Annotated in this window: 17 protein-coding genes; 14 read left to right on the forward strand and 3 right to left on the reverse strand. The window is 67.6% G+C overall.

Going from position 1 to position 22425, the window contains the following annotated elements:
* The 6 genes from ABD719_RS10170 to ABD719_RS10195 are packed head-to-tail and all read left to right on the forward strand — an operon-like array spanning position 1 to position 6510.
* Complete coding sequence (locus ABD719_RS10170; protein WP_344693261.1) at positions 1–1560, forward strand: NADH-quinone oxidoreductase subunit M; 1560 nt, start codon at positions 1–3, stop codon at positions 1558–1560.
* Entirely contained in the window at positions 1560–3011 is a 1452-nt protein-coding gene (nuoN, locus tag ABD719_RS10175) for an NADH-quinone oxidoreductase subunit NuoN (protein ID WP_344693262.1), read from the forward strand. Before ABD719_RS10170 ends, nuoN begins: the two co-directional genes overlap by 1 nt.
* Positions 3012–3039: 28 nt before the next feature.
* Positions 3040–3753, forward strand: a complete 714-nt coding sequence (locus ABD719_RS10180; protein WP_344693263.1) for a biotin--[acetyl-CoA-carboxylase] ligase — start codon at positions 3040–3042, stop codon at positions 3751–3753.
* 1 nt (position 3754) lies between these two features.
* Positions 3755–4585: a type III pantothenate kinase gene (locus tag ABD719_RS10185; protein WP_344693264.1), complete on the forward strand. Its 831-nt coding sequence runs from the start codon at positions 3755–3757 to the stop codon at positions 4583–4585.
* The gene (locus ABD719_RS10190) at positions 4586–6223 is read left to right on the forward strand and encodes a ribonuclease J (protein ID WP_344693265.1); all 1638 of its coding nucleotides are present in this window, start codon (positions 4586–4588) and stop codon (positions 6221–6223) included. It abuts the gene before it with no gap.
* 5 nt (positions 6224–6228) lie between these two features.
* Positions 6229–6510, forward strand: a complete 282-nt coding sequence (locus ABD719_RS10195; RefSeq protein WP_344693266.1) for a DUF1467 family protein — start codon at positions 6229–6231, stop codon at positions 6508–6510.
* Positions 6511–6645: 135 nt separating this feature from the next.
* Here ABD719_RS10195 and ABD719_RS10200 read toward each other — a convergent pair whose 3' ends face one another.
* The 3 genes from ABD719_RS10200 to ABD719_RS10210 form a co-directional block, all read right to left on the reverse strand.
* Positions 6646–7134, reverse strand: coding sequence for a hypothetical protein (locus tag ABD719_RS10200; protein ID WP_344693267.1), 489 nt, complete (start codon positions 7132–7134; stop codon positions 6646–6648).
* Positions 7135–7195: 61 nt separating this feature from the next.
* Positions 7196–8632, reverse strand: coding sequence for an AMP nucleosidase (locus tag ABD719_RS10205; RefSeq protein WP_344693268.1), 1437 nt, complete (start codon positions 8630–8632; stop codon positions 7196–7198).
* A gap of 68 nt (positions 8633–8700) precedes the next feature.
* Positions 8701–9180: a peroxiredoxin gene (locus ABD719_RS10210; protein WP_344693269.1), complete on the reverse strand. Its 480-nt coding sequence runs from the start codon at positions 9178–9180 to the stop codon at positions 8701–8703.
* Positions 9181–9285: 105 nt separating this feature from the next.
* Here ABD719_RS10210 and ABD719_RS10215 point away from each other — a divergent pair, with 105 nt between their 5' ends.
* The 8 genes from ABD719_RS10215 to addA all read left to right on the forward strand — a co-directional run bounded on the left by ABD719_RS10215 (position 9286) and on the right by addA (position 22412).
* The gene (locus ABD719_RS10215) at positions 9286–9846 is read left to right on the forward strand and encodes a YqgE/AlgH family protein (RefSeq protein WP_425567151.1); all 561 of its coding nucleotides are present in this window, start codon (positions 9286–9288) and stop codon (positions 9844–9846) included.
* 87 nt (positions 9847–9933) lie between these two features.
* Positions 9934–11343 (forward strand): adenosylhomocysteinase, encoded by a 1410-nt coding sequence (gene ahcY, locus ABD719_RS10220; protein WP_192123299.1) that lies wholly within the window; start codon positions 9934–9936, stop codon positions 11341–11343.
* Positions 11344–11544: 201 nt separating this feature from the next.
* Complete coding sequence (locus ABD719_RS10225; protein WP_344693270.1) at positions 11545–13893, forward strand: sensor histidine kinase; 2349 nt, start codon at positions 11545–11547, stop codon at positions 13891–13893.
* Positions 13890–14339, forward strand: coding sequence for a tRNA (adenosine(37)-N6)-threonylcarbamoyltransferase complex ATPase subunit type 1 TsaE (gene tsaE / locus ABD719_RS10230; protein ID WP_344693271.1), 450 nt, complete (start codon positions 13890–13892; stop codon positions 14337–14339). Before ABD719_RS10225 ends, tsaE begins: the two co-directional genes overlap by 4 nt.
* A 5-nt stretch (positions 14340–14344) precedes the next feature.
* A complete protein-coding gene (locus ABD719_RS10235) occupies positions 14345–15313 on the forward strand; it encodes an aminoglycoside phosphotransferase family protein (protein ID WP_344693453.1) in 969 nt (322 codons plus the stop codon).
* Positions 15310–16065: a nucleotidyltransferase family protein gene (locus ABD719_RS10240; protein ID WP_344693272.1), complete on the forward strand. Its 756-nt coding sequence runs from the start codon at positions 15310–15312 to the stop codon at positions 16063–16065. Before ABD719_RS10235 ends, ABD719_RS10240 begins: the two co-directional genes overlap by 4 nt.
* Positions 16058–19009, forward strand: a complete 2952-nt coding sequence (locus ABD719_RS10245; RefSeq protein ID WP_344693273.1) for a PD-(D/E)XK nuclease family protein — start codon at positions 16058–16060, stop codon at positions 19007–19009. Before ABD719_RS10240 ends, ABD719_RS10245 begins: the two co-directional genes overlap by 8 nt.
* Positions 18993–22412 (forward strand): double-strand break repair helicase AddA, encoded by a 3420-nt coding sequence (gene addA / locus ABD719_RS10250; protein WP_344693274.1) that lies wholly within the window; start codon positions 18993–18995, stop codon positions 22410–22412. The genes ABD719_RS10245 and addA overlap by 17 nt, the downstream gene beginning before the upstream one ends.
* The last annotated feature ends 13 nt before the right edge of the window (positions 22413–22425 follow it).

Consider the following 22425-nt stretch of genomic DNA (forward strand, 5'->3'; position numbering starts at 1 on the left):
ATGGACGGCTTTCCTATCCTTTCCGTGATGCTCGCGATCCCGGCCATCGCCGCGATCGCCTGCCTGTTCCTGTCGGCTGACGGGGCACGCTGGACGGCGCTCGGTGCGACCTTCGTCGATCTGGCGCTCGGCATCCTGCTGTGGCTCAATTACGATATCGGCGGTGCCCAGTGGCAGTTCGTCGAACAAGGCATCCGCCTCGGATTCTTCAGCTGGGATCTGGGCATCGATGGCTTCGCGCTGATGCTCATCATGCTCAGTGTATTCCTGATGCCGATATGCATCGGTGCCAGCTGGCGCTCGGTGACAAAGCGCGTGCCGGAATATATGGCGGCGTTTTTGCTGACCGAAGTGCTGATGATCGGCACCTTTGCGGCGCAGGACCTGTTCCTGTTCTACCTGTTCTTCGAAGCCGGTCTGATCCCAATGTATCTGATCATCGGTATCTGGGGCGGGGCGAACCGGATTTACGCGTCATACAAGTTCTTCCTCTATACGCTGCTCGGCTCGCTGCTGATGCTGGTGGCCATGCTGTACATGGCGGGAACCGCAGGCACATCTAGCATCCCGGCGCTTCAGGCCTATGATTTCCCGGCTGGCGTACAAACGTGGCTGTGGCTGGCTTTCTTTGCATCGTTCGCGGTCAAGATGCCGATGTGGCCGGTGCATACCTGGCTACCGGACGCGCACGTTCAGGCGCCGACCGCGGGATCGGTGATTCTGGCGGGCGTGCTGCTGAAGCTGGGTGGTTACGGCTTCCTCCGCTTCAGTCTGCCGATGTTCCCGGAGGCGTCGGGTGGACTGACCTGGCTGATCTTCGCCTTGTCGGCTGTGGCGGTCATCTACACATCGCTGGTCGCGTTGGTGCAGGCTGATATGAAGAAGCTGATCGCCTATTCGTCGGTGGCGCATATGGCGATCGTGACGATCGGGCTGTTCGCGTTCAACCGGCAGGGTATCGAAGGCGCGATGATCATGATGCTCAGCCACGGACTGGTATCGGGCGCGTTGTTCCTGTGCGTGGGTGTGATCTATGATCGCCTGCATACGCGGGAGATTGCGCGATATGGCGGCCTGAGCATCAACATGCCGCGCTATGCGATCCTGTTCCTGTTCTTCACCATGGCATCAATCGGCTTGCCGGGCACCAGCGGTTTCGTCGCCGAGTTCCTGGCGCTGATGGGAACGTATCAGGTGTCGACCTGGACGGCCTTGCTCTGCACGACGAGCATCATTCTGGGTGCGGCGTATATGCTCTATCTCTACCGGCGTATCGCCTATGGCGAGATTCCGTCGGACGAGGTCAGGGCGATGCCGGACCTTTCGCATCGTGAGTTGTGGCTGATGGCGCCGATCGCGGCGGTGGTGTTGTGGATGGGTGTGTATCCGGAAAGCTTCCTGGCGCCGATGCGCAAGGACGTCGCGGTGCTGCTCCAGCGTATCGACCGCGCGGCGCCGGCCAGCGACTCCCGTCCGACCGCAGGCAATCCGGCGGCTGCGGCCGCCCATGGCGCGGCACATGCGCCCGAACACGAAGCGACGCCCGGGGAGGCGCACTGATGGATTATGCCGCCAATCTGGCGATGACGCTGCCCGAGCTGGTGCTGGGCGTCGGCGCGGTCGCGCTGATGCTGGTTGCCGCCTGGGCTGGGCCGGCATCGACCCGCGCCGTATCATGGGCCGCGGTGGCCATTCTGTTGGGGGCGGGGATCGCATTGACCGGTCCGGCAGGGTCGGGTGGTGACGCTTTCGACGGCCTGTATCGCGCAGACGCGTTTTCTACCTTCGCCAAGGTGTTGATCTATGGGGCGACGGCTGTGGCCGTTTTGATGGCTCCCGGATTTTTCCAGCGGACATCGGGCGACGACCTGCGCCCGGAATATCCGGTGCTGTTGCTGCTCTCCGCGGCGGGCATGGGTATCATGGTATCGGCGTCCGACATGCTGACGCTGTATGTCGGGCTCGAACTGCAGAGCCTGTCGGCCTATGTGTTGGCGAGCTTTATGCGACGCGATACGCGCTCTGCGGAGGCGGGGCTGAAGTATTTCGTACTGGGTGCGCTGGCGAGCGGTATCCTCCTTTACGGCATCAGTCTGGTCTACGGGTTTTCCGGAACCACGCAATTCGACGCGATCGCCGGCGCCTATGCGGCACCGGGCCGATCGATGGGGTTGTTGTTCGGGCTGGTCTTCGTGTTCGCCGGATTGGCGTTCAAAATGGCGGCGGTGCCGTTCCACATGTGGACGCCCGATGTGTATGAGGGCGCGCCGACTCCGGTCACCGCCTTTTTCGCCTCTGCGCCGAAGGTGGCGGCCGTTGCGCTCGGCGTGCGTGTGGCGGTCGAGGCGATGGGACCGGCATTGGCCGATTGGCGTCAGATCGTGATCTTCGCCGCGCTCGCTTCGATCTTGCTCGGCGCGGTGGCGGCGATCGGCCAGAACAACATCAAGCGGCTGCTGGCCTATTCGTCGATCAACAATGTCGGCTTCGCGCTGATCGGGTTGGCGGCGGGGACGCCCGAAGGGGTTGCCGGGGTACTGACCTATCTGGCCATCTATATCGTGATGACGTTGGGCAGTTTCCTCGTCGTGCTGGAAATGCGCGATGCGGACGGTCAGCCCGTCGAGGCGATCGACAGCCTGGCGGGGATGTCGCGGACACGGCCCGCCTTGGCGGCGGCAATGGCGATCTTCATGTTCTCGCTCGCCGGTATTCCGCCATTGTTCGGTTTCTACGCCAAATTCGCGGTCTTTGCGGCTGCGGTGGATGCAGGCCTGTTCCCGCTCGCGGTCGTCGGTATCGCGGCCTCGACGATCGGTGCCTATTATTACCTCCGGATCGTCAAGACGATGTACTTCGACGAGCCTGCGGTCGCGTTCGTCAAGGGTGACGAAGGGCCGTTGACGGGTGGCCTGATCGCGCTGAGTGCCGTGGTGATCTCTCCTCTCGGTTACCTGCTGATCCCGGCATTGGCTGCCTGGAGCCTCACGGCTGCCCGATCGCTGTTCTGACCGCACGACGACCGCCCCGGGGGAAATGGTGATCCACACCGTCCGGGAGACGGGGTCGACAAATGCCGACCTGCTGTCATTGGCGCAGTCTGGGGTAGCCGAAGGATATTGGCTGCGGGCCGAGCGGCAGGTGGCTGGGCGCGGGCGACAGGGACGTCATTGGGCATCACCGATCGGTAACTTCTATGCAAGCACGCTGGTACGGGTGCGGCGCGGCGATCCCCCCGCCGCTACCCTGGCATTACTGGCGGCGGTCGCGCTCGACGAGGCCATCGGCATTTTCCTGGCCGACCATGTGGCGATGGCGCTCAAATGGCCCAACGACCTTTTGCTGGCTGGAGCCAAACTCAGCGGCATTCTCCTCGAACGTATCGATGATGCGGTCGTGATCGGCATCGGGGTCAACCTCGCGCATCATCCCGATCTGCCTGACCGCGCGACGACCAGTCTGGCGGCGCGTGGTGTAAACGTGCTCCCGTCGACACTGGGAGAGGTATTGGCGGAAAGCATGGTGCGCTGGCTGACACGGTGGCGTGGCGAGGGGCTGGCACCTGTGCGGGCACGCTGGCTGGCGCGCGCGCATCCGCCCGGCACCGCCTTGACCGCCCGGCTGCCCGATGGCGGCAGTATCGAGGGGCTGTTCGACGGGCTGGATGCCGATGGCGCGCTGCTGCTGCGGTTGGCGTCCGGCGAGCGGCGTGTCATCCATGCCGCCGACGTCTTCCTGCTCGAAGGGGCCTGACATGCTGCTCGCGATCGATGCCGGCAATACCAACGTCGTCTTCGCCCTGGTCGAGGGCAGCGATATTCGGGGGCGCTGGCGCATTGCCACCGATCCACGGCGCACCGCCGACGAATATGCCGTCTGGCTCAGCCAGTTGCTGGCCCTCGAAGGTTATACCCGCGATGTGGTGGAGGCGGTGATCGTCGCTACGGTCGTGCCGCGTGCGTTGCATAACCTTCAGGTACTGGCATCCAAATATTTCCGGACAGAGGCGCTGATCGCCGGGCGGGCGCCGGTGGAATGGGGCATGGCCATCGATGTCGACGAGCCCGCCTCGCTGGGTGCCGACCGCGCGGTCAACACGATCGCGGCGCACGCGCTGCACCCCGGCGATCTGATCGTCATCGACTTCGGCACCGCCACTACGCTCGATGTCAGCGATTATCGCGGCGCCTATAAGGGCGGCATCATCGCACCCGGCATCAATCTGTCGCTGGACGCTCTGGTGACGGCCGCGGCGAAATTGCCGCGCATCGCGATCGAGGCGCCGGCGACGGCCAGCGTGATCGGGCGCAACACGGTCGACCAGATGCACATCGGCATCTATTGGGGCTATATCGCGATGATCGAAGGGCTAGTCGCCCGCCTGAAAGCGGAAGTCGGCCGACCGGTAACCGTGATCGCGACGGGCGGCCTCGCCACCCTGTTCGAGCGTCATACCGACGTATTTGACCGGATAGAACCCGACCTGACCATCCAGGGACTGGCGATGATGTGGCAAAGCGCCCATATCGGCAGGACCACGCCCCCGCCGGGCGACCATCCGGCGCTTCCGACAAGAAAGATTTGAATGACTCCCAAGAACGAACTTCTCTTCTGCGCCCTGGGCGGCTCCGGCGAGATCGGCATGAACGTCAACCTTTATGGTTGTCGCGGTAAATGGTTGATGGTGGATTGCGGCATCACCTTCGCCGACCCGGCTTATCCCGGCATCGATGTGATCCTCCCCGATCTGCAATTCATCGAGGATCGTCTCGATGATCTGGTGGGCATCGTGCTGACCCACGGTCATGAAGATCATATCGGCGCGTTGCCGTATCTGGCGGAAGACCTCGGCGTGCCTCTCTATGCGACGCCGTTCACCGCCGGGCTGATCCGTGGCAAGCTGGACGAAGAGGGTATCTCCGATCGCGTCAAGCTGAAGTTGGTCGAATATGGCAAGCGGATCGACCTGAAGCCCTTCGGCGTCACCTTCGTCCCGCTGTCGCATTCGATCCCCGAGGCTTCGGCACTGGTGATCGACACGCCCGAGGGCAAGGTGTTCCATTCAGGTGACTGGAAGCTCGATCCCACGCCGGTGCTGGGCAAGCCTGCCTCGCCGGAAGAACTGACCGCGATCGGCGATGCCGGGATCGACGTGCTGGTCTGTGATTCGACGAACGTCTTTAACAAGGAAGCCTCGGGTTCCGAAGCCAGCGTCCGCAAGGGGCTGGGCGAGACGATCGCGCGGGCCAAGGGGCGGGTGCTGGTGACCAGCTTCGCCTCCAACGCGGCGCGTCTGCATACATTGGGTCAGGTCGCGCGCGAAACCGGCCGGCGGCTCTGCGTCACCGGTCGGTCGCTCGACCGGATCCTGAAGGTAGCCAAGGCGACCGGCTATCTGCTCGATTTCCCGGAGACGATCGATCCGGAAGCGGCGATGCGCCTGCCCAAGAACAAGGTGCTGATCGTGGCGACCGGCGGTCAGGGCGAGGCCCGTGCCGCATTGTCGCGCGTGGCGGAGGGGTCGCATACCATCTCACTGGACGCCGGCGACATGGTGATCTTCTCGTCGAAACAGATTCCCGGCAATGAGGTGGCGATCGGCCGCATCCAGAACCTGCTGGCGGGCAAGGGCGTGGAGATGGTCACCGAGCGGCAGGCGCATGTCCACGTCTCCGGTCACCCCGGCCGTCCCGAACTCGCCAAGATGTACGAATGGCTGCGTCCGGACCTGCTGGTGCCGACCCATGGCGAGATGCGGCATATGATGGAGCAGGCCAGGTTCGGGCTGGCGCAGGGCGTCCCCAATTCGATCGTGCAGAAGGACGGCGATATAGTCCGGCTGCTGCCGGGGCCGGCCAAGAAGATCGGCAATGCGCCGATCGGACGGCTGGTGCTGGATGGCGATGTGATCCTGCCCGCCGATGGGTCGACCGTGAACGAGCGGCGCAAGCTGGCGTTGAACGGTCAGATTTCGGTCGCGGTGGCGATGGGCAAGGATGGTCGACTGATCGGGCGGCCGCAGATTCGCGTGCAGGGCGTACCGGTCGAAGACGAGCGGCAGGCGTTCGTAGACGATGCGGTCGACGCCGCGGCACAGGCAATGCGCGGCAACCGGCGCGGTATCGATCGCCAGCGTGAGGACGTGCGGCTTGCCGTGCGCAAGATCGCGACGCGCTGGACGGGTAAGAAGCCGATCGTCGACGTATTGCTGATCGAGGCCTGAAGGCCATGCGCTGGACGTCGGCTCTGGCGATATATATCCTGTTCTGGTCGTTCTCCGTCTTCCTCGTCCTGCCTTTCGGGGTCAGGACGACGCATGAAGCGGGGGGCGACCATGTTCCCGGAACCGCTGAAAGCGCCCCGCACGAATTTCGGGCAGGGCGGATCGCCTTACGGGTGACGGTGGTGGCGACCGTACTGTTTGTGCTGTTCCAGCTCAACTATCATTATGGCTGGGTCACCCCGCGCGATGTTGACCTGTTCGGTCGAATGGACATGGAAACGCGCTAGCCTGGCATTGAGCGATAGGGCAGATCGAGATTAATCAGTGGCTTGACTAGGACAGGTCAAGCCTCGTTATAGGTGCGGGCGGACAAATCGCCCATGTGACGGCGATCGATGTTCTGATCGCCGTCACATGGTCGATCAGTCTACGGTCTTTGCTGGCACCGTATTTTCGTCTGCTATACCCGCGTCGAAGGAGGCGGAAGAGTCACTGCCATCCGGCTGATGCGCGATCGCTTTGGTCTTGGCGATGGCAGGATCACCAGGTTTGGCAGAACTGCCGCGTAAGCTGAACAGGGCAGCGGCCGCTCCCGCAACCGCCAGCCCGGCGCCGATCGCCGCAACGCCCCACTTGCCGCCGACCCGATCGGTGGCGGTCTTTGCAGCTGCCCTGGTGCGCGTGGCCGCCTTCCGTGCGGGGGTCTGCCGCGATGCGGCGGCGGCGGTACGCTTGGTCTTGCGGGGCTTGGGCGGAGCCTTTGCCTTGACCGGTTCCGCCGCAGGGGCGGTCGCCGGTTTCGCCTTTGCTGTCCGGGGCTTGGCGGCGGCCGACTTGGCCGGAGTGGTCGAGCGACGACGGGCCGGCTTTTTTGGCGGAGTATCGGCGGCGGACGTGTCGGTATCGGCCATGATCGGCTCCCTTGGATTAGTTCCGGGAGCGTAACGCCACCGTCACGCGATGGTTGCGATTCTAGCGGAAGGGGGGCTCGTTGAACGCGCGGAGCTTGCGGCTATGCAACTTAGCACCTTCGAGCCGCAACTGCTCACATGCTTCGATTCCGATCCGCATATGCTCGCTGATCGCACGCTCGTAGAATCGGTTAGCTTGGCCGGGCAGTTTCAACTCGCCGTGTAGTGGTTTGTCCGACACGCATAGCAACGTGCCATAGGGTACCCGGAAACGATAGCCCTGTGCCGCGATCGTGGCCGACTCCATGTCGATGCCGACCGCCCGGCTGAGCGAGAAGCGCAGCGCGGAGCGGGAATAGCGCAATTCCCAGTTGCGATCGTCGGTGGTCACGATTGTGCCGGTGCGCAGGCGACGTTTCAGCTCGTCACCCGATTGGCCGGATACGATCTCCGCCGCCTTGGCCATCGCGACCTGCACCTCGGCAATGGCGGGTACGGGGATTTCGGGCGGCAGCACGTCGTCCAGCACATGGTCGTCGCGCAGATAGGCATGGGCAAGGACATAATCGCCAATCCGCTGCGACGGGCGCAAGCCGCCGCAATGGCCGATCATCAGCCACGCTTCCGGGCGCATCACCGCCAAGTGGTCGCAGATCGTCTTCGCGTTGGAAGGACCGACGCCGATATTGACCAGTGTGATGCCGGTATTGTCGTCCGCCATCAGGTGATAGGCCGGCATCTGGTGACGGCGCCACGCGCTGTCGGTGACGATCGTATCGACGTCCTCGGGCCGCGTGATCATTACATTGCCGGCGCCCGACAGCGCGGTAAAGCGGCTGTTCTCGCCCAGCTGCGATGCAGCCCAGCGAACGAATTCATCAACATAGCGGTGATAGTTCGTGAACAGCACGAACCGCTGCACATGCTCGGCCGGGGTGCCCATGTAATGGCGCAGCCGGGCCAGGCTGAAATCGGTGCGCAGGCCGTCGAACAGTGCGAGCGGGCGGGTGCCGTCCGCGGTCATCCACAACCCATCGGCGATCTCGTCGCCGATATGCGCCAGTTCGGTCGCAGGGAAGAAGCGGGACAGTTCCGAAGCGGACACCTCGTCCAGACTGAGCGCATGGCCGGGATCGAGGACATAGGGGAAAGGTATCTCCTGCCGCCCGGCCACCGCCTCGACCGTGACGTCATAATCCTCGATCAGCAGGTCGAGCTGTTCGGTCAGATAGGCGGCGAAGGTCGCCGGCTTGGTCACGCTGATCCGGTATTCGCCGGCCGATACCAGTCGGCCGAACGAGCGCAGCGGCGCGGGCCGGCCATGCTCGCCGGCGAACCGCAACCGGATTTCGGGATAGGCGAAGCTGCCGTCGGACCGTGCCGCCGCATCGGGCACGGTCCGATCGGTGAGATAGGCAGTCAGTGCCGCCTGCAACCGCGTGACGGAGGCGGTGTACAGGCGGTCGAGTTCGGCGACGATGGTGGAAGCGGTGGACATGCCCGATCGCTACGCCCCGACGAAGACGGAGGCAAGACATCGCCACCGCGCCGCCCGCCATGCGATCCCTACAGGGCGCCCAGCAGGTAATCGCCCGAACTGACGCGGAATTCGCCGGGCTGCTCGACGTTCAGCTGGGTCACCACGCCATCCTCCACCAGCATCGAATAACGCTGGCTGCGCGTGCCCATCCCGAACTTGGAACCGTCCATCGCCAGCCCGACCGCAGCAGCGAATTCCCCGTTGCCGTCCGCCAGCATGGTGATGCCCGCCGCCTCCGCCTGCTTCGCCCAAGCCTGCATCACGAACGCATCGTTGACGGATGTGCAGGCGACCTCGTCGACGCCCTTTTCCTTCAGCAGGTCCAGATTATCGACGAAACTGGGCAAATGGCGCGCCGAGCAGGTCGGCGTGAAGGCGCCTGGTACCGCGAACAGGGCGACGGTGCGGCCCGCGAAGAAGTCGGTGCTGTCGATGCTGTCCGGACCGTCGTCGGTCACCTTGACGAGGGTGGCGGAGGGAATGTGCTGGCCGATGGCGATGGTCATGGTGATCTCCTGAAGTTCGGGCGGCATGTCGATGGGGCATGCCGCCATTTCAAGCAATCATTCCGGCGTGGCGGAGGCGGCCATGACGCGCTATCATGACGATACGTGTCGCAAGCCGCTTATCTTACCGGACAATTCCTGTTGGCGATGCCCAGTATGGGCGATCGCGATTTCGATCATGCGGTGATCGCGATGTGCGCGCACGATGCCGAAGGGGCGGTCGGGATCGGGCTGGGTGACGTGATCGGGGGGATCGGCTTCCATTCGGTGCTTCGGCAATTCGGGATTGACCCGGGCGATGCGCCCGACGCGCCGGTCCATGTCGGTGGTCCAGTGGAGGTACGTCGTGGTTTTCTGATCCACTCGCTCGACTGGATGGGGCAGGATTCGGTCGACGTGGCCGGACGCTGGGCATTGTCGGGGTCGCTCGATATCCTGCGCGCGATCGCCGCTGGAGCGGGGCCGCGGCAATGGGTGATCGCACTCGGCTATGCCGGCTGGGGCGCGGGGCAGCTTGATGGCGAACTGGCGACCCCAGGCTGGCTGCCGGTCAAGGGAGGGATCGACCTGCTGTACGATGTGCCTGCCGCCGACCGCTGGCAGCGTGCCTTTGCGGGGGCGGGGATCGATCCGCGCCTGCTAGTGAGTGGGGCGGGAACCGCCTGACCTGATATAAAGATATCTTTATATTTGATCGCGAGGGACGAAGCTCGTAAGGACGGGCTCATTCATTCGCGTTCAGGAGCATCACTCGTGGCCACCGCACTTGCCGCCGAGACCAACGACTACGTCATCCGCGACATCGGCCTCGCCGATTTCGGCCGGGCGGAAATCCGCATCGCCGAAACCGAGATGCCCGGCCTGATGGCCTTGCGCGAGGAGTTCGGCGCGTCGCAGCCGTTGAAGGGCGCGCGCATCACCGGCTCGTTGCACATGACGATCCAGACTGCGGTGCTGATCGAGACGCTGACTGCGTTGGGCGCCGACGTGCGCTGGGCGACGTGCAACATCTTCTCCACGCAGGATCATGCCGCCGCCGCCATCGCCGCCGCCGGTATCCCGGTGTTCGCAATCAAGGGCGAGACGCTGGCCGAATACTGGGATTATGTCGGCTCGATCTTCGACTGGGGTGACGAGACCGCCAACATCATCCTCGACGATGGCGGCGACGCCACGATGTTCGCGCTGTGGGGCGCGAAGCTGGAAGCCGGCGCCTCGTTCGGCGAGCCGGAGAATGACGAGGAGGTCGAGTTCCAGCGGTCGGTCAAGGCGTTCATCGCCAAGCGTCCCGGCTATCTGACCGAGACGGTGAAGAACCTGAAGGGCGTATCGGAAGAGACGACCACCGGCGTCCATCGCCTGTACGAGATCGCGAAGAAGGGCGAGCTGCCGTTCCCCGCGATCAACGTCAACGACTCGGTGACCAAGTCGAAGTTCGACAATCTGTACGGCTGCAAGGAGTCGCTGGTCGACGCGATCCGTCGCGCCACCGACGTGATGCTGGCGGGCAAGGTCGCCTGCGTCGCCGGTTTCGGTGACGTCGGCAAGGGCTCGGCCCAGTCGCTCCGCAACGGCGGCGCACGCGTGATGGTGACCGAGGTCGATCCGATCTGCGCGTTGCAGGCGGCGATGGAGGGCTTCGAGGTGGTGACCATGGAGGACGCGGTGACCCGCGCCGACATCTTCTGCACCGCGACCGGCAATGCCGACGTCATCACCGCCGATCACATGAAGGCGATGAAGCCGATGGCGATCGTCTGCAACATCGGCCATTTCGACAGTGAGATCCAGATCGCCGCCCTGTCCAACTACAAGTGGACCGAGGTGAAGCCCGGCACCGACCTGGTCGAGTTCCCGGACGGCAAGCAGATCATCGTGCTGGCCAAGGGCCGGCTGGTGAATCTGGGTTGTGCGACCGGCCACCCGTCGTTCGTGATGTCGGCCAGCTTCACCAACCAGACGCTGGCGCAGATCGAACTGTGGACCAAGAGCGACCAGTACAAGAACGAGGTCTATGTCCTGCCCAAGCACCTCGACGAAAAGGTCGCGGCGCTGCACCTGGAGAAGCTGGGCGTGAAGCTGTCGCAGCTGACGCCGAAGCAGGCAGGCTACATCGGCGTGCCGGTGTCGGGGCCGTTCAAGCCGGATCACTATCGCTACTGATCCCGTGCCGGTTCCGGTGGGAAGCGGCATGACACTATCGACGGGCGTCGGCTTTTGCCGGCGCCCGTCGTCGCGCCGGGGCGATCCGGGCTTGCATGATATGGACTTTGGCGTAACCCAATGAACCGATCGTGAGTGTAACTGGCAGACCGAACCGATGATCCTTCCCCGTCCATCGGCGCCATGCCGTGGCGGCCGACGATGATCGTCATCCCGAACCTGACGGCAGTCGCGATCGGTGCGGTCGTGTTCGTGCTGCTGGCCGCCGGCGCCGCGCTGCTGTTCGTCGGCCTGCGTGCCCGGCGGCAGGCCTTGCAGGTGATCCACGACAATCGCGCGCTTCAGGCGATGCTGCGGACCAGTTCGTCGCTGGCGATGGTGGTGCGCGGCGACGGCCGGGTCGATATGCCGCCCAGCCTGGCCGACTGGTTCGGCCTGACGGTGCAGCCCACCTCGCTGGCCGCGCTGCATCAGGGCGATGCCGGGCTGACCGCCGATGACGCCGCGATGCTGGAACATGACGTATCGATCGCCCAGAAATCCGGCCGTCCGTTCGACCGGGCGATGCGGCCGCAAGGGTCGCCGCGATCGCTGACGCTGCGCGGCACCCGCGCACCGTCCGAACTGGGGCAGGGCGTGATCGTCGTCTGGGTCCATGACGCGACCGAGACGAGCGGAGAGATCGAGCGGCTGCGCGGCGTCAACGCGCGGATGCGCGATGCCTATGACGCGCTGACCGGGCTGATCGAGGCGGCACCGATGCCGATGTGGTATCGCGGTGCCGACATGCGGCTGGCGATGGTCAACTTCGCCTATGTCGAGGCGGTGGAGGGCCGCGATGCCGCCGATGTGATCGCGCGCGGACTGGAACTGATCGAGGGGTCGGACCGGGGCGGGCCGCTGGCCGGCGCCACCGCCGCGCGCAGTCATGGCCGCCCCAGCGAGCAGGTGCTGCCCGCCACGATCGATGGCGAACGCCGGACGCTGCGGGTGATCGACGTGCCGCTGCCGACCGGCGGGGTCGCGGGGTTCGCGGTCGATATCGAGGATCTGGAACAGGCCCGCAGCGGCGCGAAACGCTTTGCCGATGCGCAGCGCGAGATGCTCGACCGGCTGTCGGCGGGTGTCGCGCAGTTCGGGCCTGACCGGGCGCTGGTGTTCTTCAACCAGCCGTTCCGCCGGATGTTCGCGATGCGCGCCGAATGGCTGGCCGACCGGCCGGAGTTCGACCGGGTGCTGGAAAGAATGCGCGAGGCGAATCGCCTGCCCGAGGTACGCGATTTTCCCGGCTGGAAGGCGGAACGGCGCGGCTGGTTCATCGGCGCGGAAGGACCCACCGAGGAGAACTGGCATCTGCCGGGCGGGCTTCACATCCGCGTCGTGGCACAGTCACTGCCAGAGGGCGGGCTGCTGCTGGTGTTCGAGGACCGGACCGAACAGGTGCAGCTGGCGAGCGCGCGCGATACGTTGCTGCGCGTCCGCACCGCCACGTTCGACAATCTGTTCGAGGCGCTGGGCGTATTCGCGGCGGATGGACGGTTGCAGCTGTGGAACAACCGGTTCCGCGCGCTGTGGGATGTCGACGAGGAATTCCTGTCCGGGCACCCCCGTGTCGATGCCTTTGCCGAACGGGTGGCGAGCAAGCTGGCCAGCCCCGGTCGTGCCAGCCTGATCCCCGATCTCGTCCGCTCCGCCATCGCCGATCGCCAGCAACGCGGCGGGCGGATCGCGCTGGCCGATGGGCGCCATTTCGAATTCGGCGCCGTGCCGCTGCCCGACGGCAACGCGCTGTTCACGCTGCTCGACATCACCGACAGCCGTCGTGCCGAACAGGCGCTGCGCGAGCGCGCCAACGCGCTGGAGGCGGCGGACAAGGTGAAGACGCAGTTCGTCGCCAACATGAGCTACGAGCTCAAGACGCCGCTGACCTCGATCAGCGGTTTCGCCGAGATGCTGCATGGGGGTTATGCCGGTGCGCTGCCGGATCAGGCGGGCAGCTATGTCGAGGCGATCCTTGATTCGGTCGAGCGGCTGGCGCTACTGATCGACGACGTGCTCGACCTGACGCGTGGCGACGAGGGGGCGGAGATCGAGCGCGGCGATGTCGACCTCGGTGTGGTCGTGCGTTCGGCCGCCAAGGCGGTGCAGCCCGCGATCAAGCGGCACCATATCGATTTCGCGATCGAGGTCGGCCGGTCGGTCGGGCGCGTGCAGGGCGATGCGAAACGGCTGCGCGAGGTCGTCGAGCATCTGCTGCGCCATGCGATGGCGGCACTGCCGCAGGGCGGGCGCATCCTGCTGCATGCCGACGGCACCGCGACGCGGGCGCGGATCATCGTGTCCGACGACGGGCCCGGCCTCGATCCAGACAGTCTGGCGCGCGCGTTCGACAGGTTCGCCGAACCGAACCTCCAGCCTGGCGGCGAACGCGCGCTGGGGCTGGGCCTGCCGCTCGCCCGGCAGTTCGTGGAGGCGCATGGCGGCACCGTGCAACTGGTGTCCGAACAGGGGCAGGGCACGCTTGTAACGGTGGAGTTGCCGCGGCGATGACGGTCCTTGCCGATGCGACGGCGACCCACGCGGTCGGTATCGCGCTGGCCAAAGTCGTGCGGCCGGGTGATGTGGTGACGCTTACCGGACCGCTGGGTGCCGGCAAGACCAGTATCGCGCGGGGTCTGCTCGCGGCGCTGGGGCTGGCGGGGGAGGCGCCGTCGCCCTCCTATGCGATCGTCCAGCCCTATCGCCCGCCGGAGGTCGATCTGCCCGTCCTCCACGTCGACCTGTACCGGCTGGACGACCGCGACGCGGTGGCGGAACTGGGGCTGGAGGATGAGCGTGACGACGGCGTGCTGCTGGTCGAATGGCCCGATCGTGCCGGCCCGCATGCCTGGCCGGAGGCATTGGCGCTGGTGCTGGCGATCGAGCCGGACGGCACCCGTCGCTTGACAGCGACGATGCCCCCGGCTTGGGAAGCGCGATGGCCGATCCGACCCTGATGGCGATGGCGCCGCCCCCCGCCGCCGCCGCATTCCTGACGCACCATGGTTGGGGCGATGCCGCCATCGCCCCACTGGCGGGCGATGCGTCTTTCCGCCGCTATTTTCGGGTGACGGATGGTGTGCGCCACGCGGTGCTGATGGATGCCCCGCCGCCCCATGAAGACCCGCGGCCCTTTGTTGCCATGGCGCGCTGGCTGGAGAACCATGGCTTTCTGGCACCCGCGATCCTAGCGCTGGACGAGGTGCAGGGGCTGGTGCTGATCACCGATCTGGGCGACGTCCGCTTCCGCGAGACGGTGGATGCCGACCCGACGTGCGAGGAGGCGCTGTACGGTGGCGCGATCGATCTGCTCGTTGACTTGGCGCGACACCCCGCCGCGTCTCTTGCTCCTTATGACCGCGCGGTGCTGCACCGGGAGGCGGCGCTGCTTATCGACTGGTATTGCCCGGCGGTGGGGGTCGAGCCCGACCGGGATGGGTATGTCGCGGCATGGGATGCGGTGTTCGATCACGCGATCGTGGCCGCGCCGGTCACCGTCCTGCGCGATTACCATGCCGAGAACCTGATGCTGGTGGGCGAAGGCAGGCAACTGGGCCTGCTCGATTTCCAGGACGCGCTGGCCGGCCATCCGGCCTATGACCTCGTGTCGCTGCTGCAGGATGCCCGCCGCGACGTATCCCTCGCGATCGAAACGGCGATGCTGGCGCGATACCGCGCGGCGACCGGCGCGGACGAGGCGTTCCTGAACGCCTATCATGTGCTGGGCGCGCAGCGGAACGCGAAGATCGTCGGTATCTTCACCCGGCTGTGGCGGCGTGACGGCAAGCCCCGCTATGCCGACCTGTGTCCCCGCGTCTGGGCGTATCTGGAACGCGATCTGGCGCAGCCGGTGCTGGCACCGGTCGCGCGCTGGTTCGATGCCAACATCCCTGCCGACCGGCGCGGCGATCCGCTGGTGATCGCGGCATGAGCCGGCAATTGTCGATCCGCCCCGATCCGGGCACACCGGTGCCGCACACCGCGATGGTGATGGCGGCGGGACTGGGCAAGCGGATGCGCCCGCTCACCGCCACCCGGCCCAAGCCGCTGGTCGAGGTCGCGGGCAAACCGCTGATCGACCATGTGTTCGATCGACTGGGGGCGGCGGGCGTGACGCGCGCGGTGGTGAACGTCCATTACCTTGCCGATACGCTGGAGGCGCATCTGCAAGCGCGCGGCGACGGGATCGAACTGGTCCTGTCCGACGAGCGGGCGCAGTTGATGGAGACGGGCGGCGGGCTGGCGCAGGCGCTGCCGCTGCTGGGCGATGCGCCGCTGTTCGTCGTCAACAGCGACAATCTGTGGGTCGATGGCCCGGTCGACACGCTGAAGCAACTGGCGGCGCGGTGGGACGGCGACACGATGGACGCGCTGCTGCTGATGGTGCCGCTGGCGCGGGCGCACAATCATCGCGGCGCGGGCGATTTCCATCTGGGTGGCGATGGCCGCATCACCCGCCGGCGGCGGCCGGGCACGGTCGCGCCCTTCGCCTATACCGGCGTGCAGATCATCCATCCGCGCCTGATCGCGGACTGGCCGGCGGGGCCGTTCTCGACCAATCTGTTCTGGGATCGGGCGATCGCGGCGGGGCGCGCCTATGGGCTGGTCCATCAGGGCCTGTGGTTCGATGTCGGCACCCCGGCGGCGATCCCCCGGACCGAGGCGTTGCTGATCGATGGCTGATGCCCGGGCCGGGATAGGGGCCGGGGCAGGCGGCGTCGCCCGGCCGCGCCTGTACACCATCCCCGCCCACCGCGCCTTCGCGGATGCGCTGGTCGCCGGACTGATGCGGGCGCGCGATACGCACGAACTGGCACGGGGCATGGTGCTGCTGCCCAACAACCGGGCGGTTCGCGCGATCACCGATGCGTTCGTGCGGGCCAGCGGCGGCGGGCTGATCCTGCCACGGCTGGTGCCGCTGGGCGATCCCGATCTGGGCGAGGCGGTGGGCGCATCGCTCGATCCGGTCGATGACGAGGCGCCGCCGCCCCCTGCGGTCGCCCCCTATGCCCGGCGCATGATCCTGGCCCGGCTGGTGGGCGAGGAGCGGGCGCGGGCCGGCCATCCGGTATCGGGGGCGGAGGCGGTGCGGCTGTCCGGCGATCTGGCTCGCACGCTCGACCAGTTGCTGGTGGAAGAGGTACCGCCCGCGCGCCTCGGCGAACTCGATCTCGCGCCGGAGCTGACCGAACATTGGCGCCGCGCGCTGGCGACCTTTTCGGTGGTGCTCGATCGCTGGCCCGCCGAACTGGCGCGGCTGGGCGTGATCGACGCGGCGGAGCGGCGGGCGCGATTGCTGGGCCAGTTGGAGCAGCGATGGGTGCGGACGCCGCCGGCCGGCTTCGTATGTGCGGCGGGGATCACCGATGCCGCGCCGGCGGTGGCGCGGCTGCTGCGCTGCGTATCCGGCATGGCGCATGGACAGGTGGTGTTCGCCGGGCTCGACCTCGATATGCCGGATGCGGAGTGGGATGCGCTGATGCCGGCGGAGGGCCGGGCGATCGAAACGCACCCGCAGTTCCACCTTCGCCAGTTGCTGCATCGGATGGGTGTCGGCCGGGGCGAGGTGTCGCGCTGGCGCGGCGGTGGCGACGGCGCCGATGCCGATGCCGCGCGGGGCAGGGCGATCGCCAACGCGCTGGCGCCGGCCGATTTCACCGGCAAATGGACCAATCTCGCCGCCGCAGACCGTCGGCTGACTGGCGTGACCGCCGCCGAACTGGCCACCCCGGCGGACGAGGCACAGGCGATCGCGCTGGCGCTGCGGGAGGCGCTGGAGGAACCCGAACGGACCGCCGCGCTCGTCACCCCCGATCGCGCGCTGGCGCGGCGGGTGGCGGTGCATTGCAGCCGCTGGGGCATCGAGATCGACGACAGCGCCGGCCGGCCGCTGTCGCTGGCCGCACCCGGTACGTTGCTGCTCGCCCTGGCGGAGGCCGCGGCGCAGCGTTTCGCGCCGCTGGCGCTGCTCGCGCTGCTGAAGCATCCGCTGGTGCGCGGTGGCGAAGCGCGGTTGCCGTGGCTGGACGGAGTCCGCCTGCTCGACCGCGCCTTGCGCGGACCGCGTCCCCCCGCCGGGCTGGACGGGATCGGCGGCGCCCTGAAGGGGCGGGCGGCGGCGTTCTGGGCGGAAGCCTGCCCGGCGCTGGAACCGGTGGGCAGGACCTTCGCCGCCGGACCGCAGCCGCTGGGCGGGTTGATCGCCTGCCTGCGCGAGGCGGCGGTAGCGCTGTGCGGCGATCCGCTCTGGTCCGGCCCGGCCGGGCGGGCGGCGGCGGAGTTCATCGCCGATCTGGAGGCGGAGGCCCCCGCCGGCCCCGCGACGGTCGATCCGGTCGAGGTGCCGCAACTGCTGCGCACGCTGCTGGACGAGGTGGCGGTGCGGCCGGCGCAAGGGCGCGGACATCCACGCCTCGCCATCTATGGCCTGATCGAGGCGCGGTTGCAGACCGCCGACCTGATGATCCTGGGCGGCCTGAACGAAGGCGTCTGGCCGGGGCGCCCCGCCCCCGATCCCTGGCTGGCGCCGCGCATTCGCGCGACATTGGGCGTGATGGGGCTGGAACGCCGGATCGGCACCGCCGCGCATGACTTCGCGCAAGGGTTGGGCGCGCCGCGGGTGATCGTCACCCGCTCGCGTCGCGACGGGTCGTCTCCCGCGCTCGCCTCGCGTCTGTGGTTGCGATTGCGGGCGATGGCGGGCGACCGGTTCGAACGGGATCACGCGCTGGAGGAACGTGCCCGCCTGATCGATGCGGCCGCCGCGCACGAACCCGCCGCGCGTCCCGCCCCGTCACCGCCCGCGCAGCGCCGGCCGCGTGCGATCTCCGTGACCGAGGTCGATCGGTTGAAGGCGGACCCCTATGCCTTCTATGCGCGCCGGGTGCTGCGGCTGTCGCCGCTCGACCCGGTCGATGCCGATCCCACCGCCGCGTGGCGGGGCAATGCCGTCCACGACATTCTGGAGCAATGGTGGCGGCAGGACGCCTGCGCCCCCGATGCGCTGCGCCCGCGAGCGATGCGGATGCTGGAAACCGCCGAGGTGCATCCCTTGCTGCGCGCCCTGTGGCAGCCGCGATTGCGCGAGGCGATCGACTGGATCGCCGATCAGGTCACTGCCTTCGCCGCCGAGGGCCGCCACGTGCTGGCGGCGGAGGGCAAGGGGACGATCGAGATCGCCGGCGTCACCCTGTCGGGGCGCTACGACCGGCTCGACCGACTGGCGGACGGGCGGATCGGTGTGATCGACTACAAGACCGGCAAGCCCCCTAGCGCGGCGGCGGTGCGTGAGGGATTCAGCCTGCAACTCGGATTGCTGGGCCTGATCGCGGAGCGCGACGGGTTCGAGGATGTGCGCGGGGTGGCGGGCGCGTTCGAATACTGGTCGCTGGCCAAGCGGCGCGATGCGTTCGGCTATATCGAATCGCCGGTCGATCCGGAGGGCAAGCGCGACCGCATCGTCACCGGCGATTTCACCACGCTGGCGGCGGCCAATTTCACCGACGTGGTCGGCAAATGGCTGACCGGTACCGAACCGTTCACCGCCAAGCTGGTGCCTGATTATGCCCCCTATGCCGAATATGACCAGTTGATGCGGCGCGACGAATGGTATGGCCGTGACCGCTGAACTGCGTCCCCTCCCGCGTCTCAAGGGCGATCAGGCCGCCGCCAGTGACCCGCAGGCGCATGTCTGGCTGTCCGCCTCCGCCGGCACCGGCAAGACGCAGGTATTGTCCGCCCGCGTGTTCCGCCTGTTGCTGCAGGGGGTGGAGCCATCCGCGATCCTGTGCCTGACCTTTACCAAGGCGGGTGCGGCGGAGATGGCGCACCGGGTCAACGCCCGCCTCGCCGCGTGGGTGCGGCTACCCGACACGGTGCTGGCCGCCGATCTCCATGCGCTGGGCGAGCCCGGCGATCCGGTGCAGCGGGGCCGCGCCCGGACGCTGTTCGCCAAGGTGCTGGACGCGCCGGGCGGCGGCCTGCGCATCCAGACGATCCACGGTTTCTGCCAGGGGCTGCTCGCCGCCTTCCCGGTCGAGGCGGGGCTTACCCCCGGCTTCCGCCCGCTGGAGGCGCGCGAGGAGGCGGTGCTGGCGCGCGAGGCGCTGGCGACAATGCTGTCCGATGCCGAGCGCGAGGGACGCGGGATCGTGGTCGAGACGATCGGCGCGCTGTCGCTGCGGCTGGGCGAGGGCGGGGCGGAATCCTTCCTCCATGCCTGCGCGAAATCGCTGCGCGCGCTGGAGGCGTTGCCGTCCGGGATCGGACCGTGGCTGCGCCGGGCGCTCGATCTGCCGCAGGGCGACGCGGCGGCGGCGATCGCGGAGGGCGTCGCGGCGCTCGACCTCGATGCGATCCGCCGCATCGCCGGGGCCAATGCCGCCTGGGGCACCGCGACCGGGCTGGCCCATGCCGATATCGTCGCGCGCTGGCTGGCCGGCGGGGCGGAGGCGAGGGCCGCCTCGCTGCCGGAACTGGCCGGCGTGGTGCTGACCGGCAAGGGAGAGCCGCGCAAGGCGTCGCCCAAGCTGATCGCGGCGGAACCCAATTATGTCGAACTGGCGACCGTGCTGGGCATGCGATGCACCGACATCATCTCGCTCGGCGCGCGCATCGGCTATGCCGATCTGCTGGCCGGCGGGCTGGCGGTGGGGCGCGATTACGCCCGCGCCTACGACCTTGCCAAGCGCCGGGTCGGCGGGGTCGATTTCGACGACCTGATCCGCAGCACCGTCGCGCTGCTCGAACAGCCGGGCGTCGGCGAATGGGTGCGCTTCAAGCTGGATCAGGTGACCGAGCATGTCCTGATCGACGAGGCGCAGGACACCAATCTGGATCAGTGGCGGATCGTCCGTGCGATCGCCGACGAGTTCTTCGTCGGGCGCGGCGTCCATGCCCCGTCGAGCCGGACGCTGTTCACGGTCGGCGACTGGAAACAGGCGATCTTCGGCTTTCAGGGCACCAGCCCGTTCAACTTCGCCTGGGCCGAGCGCCATTTCGGGCAGCAGGCGCAATCGGTGGCAGGCGACGACGACTGGCCGGAGGAGGAACGCGGCCTGCCGTTCCATCGGCTGTCGCTGACCCAGAGCTTCCGCTCGACCCGGCCGGTGCTGGCCTTCGTCGACGCCGCCGTTGCCGAGGTGCCCGAACCGGGACTGGGCGCGATCGGCGCGATCGAGACCCATGCCAGCGAGGTGCCGGGATCGGGCAGCGTGACGCTGTGGCCACCCGTCGTGCCGGGCGACCATGGCGAGGACGAGGAAGAAGGCTGGGTAACCGACTCGGTCCGGCAACTGGCGGGTGATATCGCACGGGCGGTCCGCGGCTGGCTGGACGAGAAGACGATGCTGGGCGCGCGCGGCCGGCCGATCCGGCCCGAGGACGTGATGATCCTAGTCAAGCGGCGCGGCGATCTGGCGGCGCTGATCGTGGCGCGGCTCTATGCCGAGGGGGTGCCGGTGGCCGGGGTCGACCGGCTGCGACTGAACGCGCCGCTGGCGGTGCAGGACCTGCTGGCGGCGGTGCGCTTCGCGTTGCAGCCCGACGACGACCTGTCGCTGGCCAGCCTGCTGGTATCGCCGCTGATCGGGTGGACGCAGGACGAACTGATGGTTGCGGCACCCCGCAAGGAAGGCAGCCTGTGGTCGCATCTGGCCGATACCCAGACGACCGAACGGCTGGCGCCGCTGCGCCGTATCCTGGCGCGGGCCGATTTCACCACGCCCTATCAGTTCCTGGAGGAACTGTTGTCGGGGCCGCTCGACGGGCGGCGCAAGCTGCTCCACCGGCTGGGCGCGGAGGCGCGCGATCCGATCGAGGAACTGCTGGGCGCGGCACTGGCGTTCGAACACACCACGACGCCGTCGCTGCAACGCTTCCTCGACTGGTTCGATCGCGGCGATGTCGAGATCGTGCGCGACCCCTCCGCGCCGCTGGATGCGGTGCGGGTGATGACCGCGCACGGGGCCAAGGGGTTGCAGGCGCCGGTCGTGATCCTGGCGGATGCCTGTGTCGACCCCACCGCCTCGCCGCGATCGGTGCTGCGCTGGTCGCCGGAGGATGGCGCGGCGGCGATACCGGTATTTGCGCCACGCGCCGGGGAACGGGGCGGCCCGCTCGACGAGGTGCGCAGCGCCGCCGAGGCGCGCGAACTGGAGGAGCATTGGCGGCTGTTCTACGTCGCGGCGACCCGCGCCGAGGAACGGCTGGTGATCGCGGGTGCGCTCGGCCCCAAGGCGAAGGGGGAGCCGCCGGCCGCGAGCTGGTATGCCGCCGCCGCCCGCGCGATGACCACGCTGGGGGTGCCCGCGGTCGAAGGCGGCGGCGTCCGGCGATTCGAGGACGGCAAGCCGGTGCCGCCGGTCCGCGGCGAGGCGGCGATGGCGACCCGCGATCCGGTGCTGCTGCCCGACTGGGCGCGGACGCCCGCGCCGGTCGAGGCACGACCGCCGCGTCCGCTCGCGCCATCCGCGCTGGGCGACGACATGGTTTCAGACCCGCCACCCACCGCCGCGATGCGGGCGGCGGCGGAGCGGGGCAGCCTGATCCATGCGCTGTTCGAGCGGTTGCCGGCGGTGCCCGCCGCCGACCGGGCGCGGGCGGCGGATCGCTGGCTGGCGCAGGCGGCGGGTATCGGCGAGGCGACGCGGCGGGCGGAGATCGTGTCGGCGGCGCTGCGGGTGATCGACGATCCGGCACACGCCGCGCTGTTCGGCCCGGACAGCCTGGCCGAGGCGCCGATCGCCGCGACGATCGAGGGCGGGCTGGTGGTGTCCGGCCAGGTCGACCGGCTGCTGGTCGGCGACACCATCCGCGTGGTCGATTTCAAGACCGGCCGCCGCGTGCCCGATGCGCCGCCGGATTATCACCTGCGCCAGATGGCGGGCTATGTCGCGGCACTGAAAGTGATCTTTCTGGGGCGGCCGGTGGAGGCGTCGTTGCTCTACACCGCCGGGCCGGTGCTGGTGACGCTGACCGACGCCGATCTGGCGATGCACAAGCCACGCTATCCCGCCACGGAGCAAAGCTGATCGCCCATGTGTT

Origin of the sequence: Sphingomonas cynarae (genome assembly GCF_039537815.1) — a bacterium.
Lineage (GTDB): Bacteria > Pseudomonadota > Alphaproteobacteria > Sphingomonadales > Sphingomonadaceae > Sphingomonas > Sphingomonas cynarae.

Excerpts from the sequence above, each read along its gene's own strand:
- ABD719_RS10170 (WP_344693261.1), top strand. The coding sequence starts at position 1 with ATGGACGGCTTTCCTATCCTTTCCGTGATGCTCGCGATCCCGGCCATC.
- nuoN (WP_344693262.1), top strand. The coding sequence starts at position 1,560 with ATGGATTATGCCGCCAATCTGGCGATGACGCTGCCCGAGCTGGTGCTG.
- ABD719_RS10185 (WP_344693264.1), top strand. The coding sequence starts at position 3,755 with ATGCTGCTCGCGATCGATGCCGGCAATACCAACGTCGTCTTCGCCCTG.
- ABD719_RS10190 (WP_344693265.1), top strand. The coding sequence starts at position 4,586 with ATGACTCCCAAGAACGAACTTCTCTTCTGCGCCCTGGGCGGCTCCGGC.
- ABD719_RS10195 (WP_344693266.1), top strand. The coding sequence starts at position 6,229 with ATGCGCTGGACGTCGGCTCTGGCGATATATATCCTGTTCTGGTCGTTC.
- ABD719_RS10200 (WP_344693267.1), bottom strand. The coding sequence starts at position 7,134 with ATGGCCGATACCGACACGTCCGCCGCCGATACTCCGCCAAAAAAGCCG.
- ABD719_RS10205 (WP_344693268.1), bottom strand. The coding sequence starts at position 8,632 with ATGTCCACCGCTTCCACCATCGTCGCCGAACTCGACCGCCTGTACACC.
- ABD719_RS10210 (WP_344693269.1), bottom strand. The coding sequence starts at position 9,180 with ATGACCATCGCCATCGGCCAGCACATTCCCTCCGCCACCCTCGTCAAG.
- ABD719_RS10225 (WP_344693270.1), top strand. The coding sequence starts at position 11,545 with ATGATCGTCATCCCGAACCTGACGGCAGTCGCGATCGGTGCGGTCGTG.
- tsaE (WP_344693271.1), top strand. The coding sequence starts at position 13,890 with ATGACGGTCCTTGCCGATGCGACGGCGACCCACGCGGTCGGTATCGCG.
- ABD719_RS10235 (WP_344693453.1), top strand. The coding sequence starts at position 14,345 with ATGGCGCCGCCCCCCGCCGCCGCCGCATTCCTGACGCACCATGGTTGG.
- ABD719_RS10240 (WP_344693272.1), top strand. The coding sequence starts at position 15,310 with ATGAGCCGGCAATTGTCGATCCGCCCCGATCCGGGCACACCGGTGCCG.
- ABD719_RS10245 (WP_344693273.1), top strand. The coding sequence starts at position 16,058 with ATGGCTGATGCCCGGGCCGGGATAGGGGCCGGGGCAGGCGGCGTCGCC.
- addA (WP_344693274.1), top strand. The coding sequence starts at position 18,993 with ATGGCCGTGACCGCTGAACTGCGTCCCCTCCCGCGTCTCAAGGGCGAT.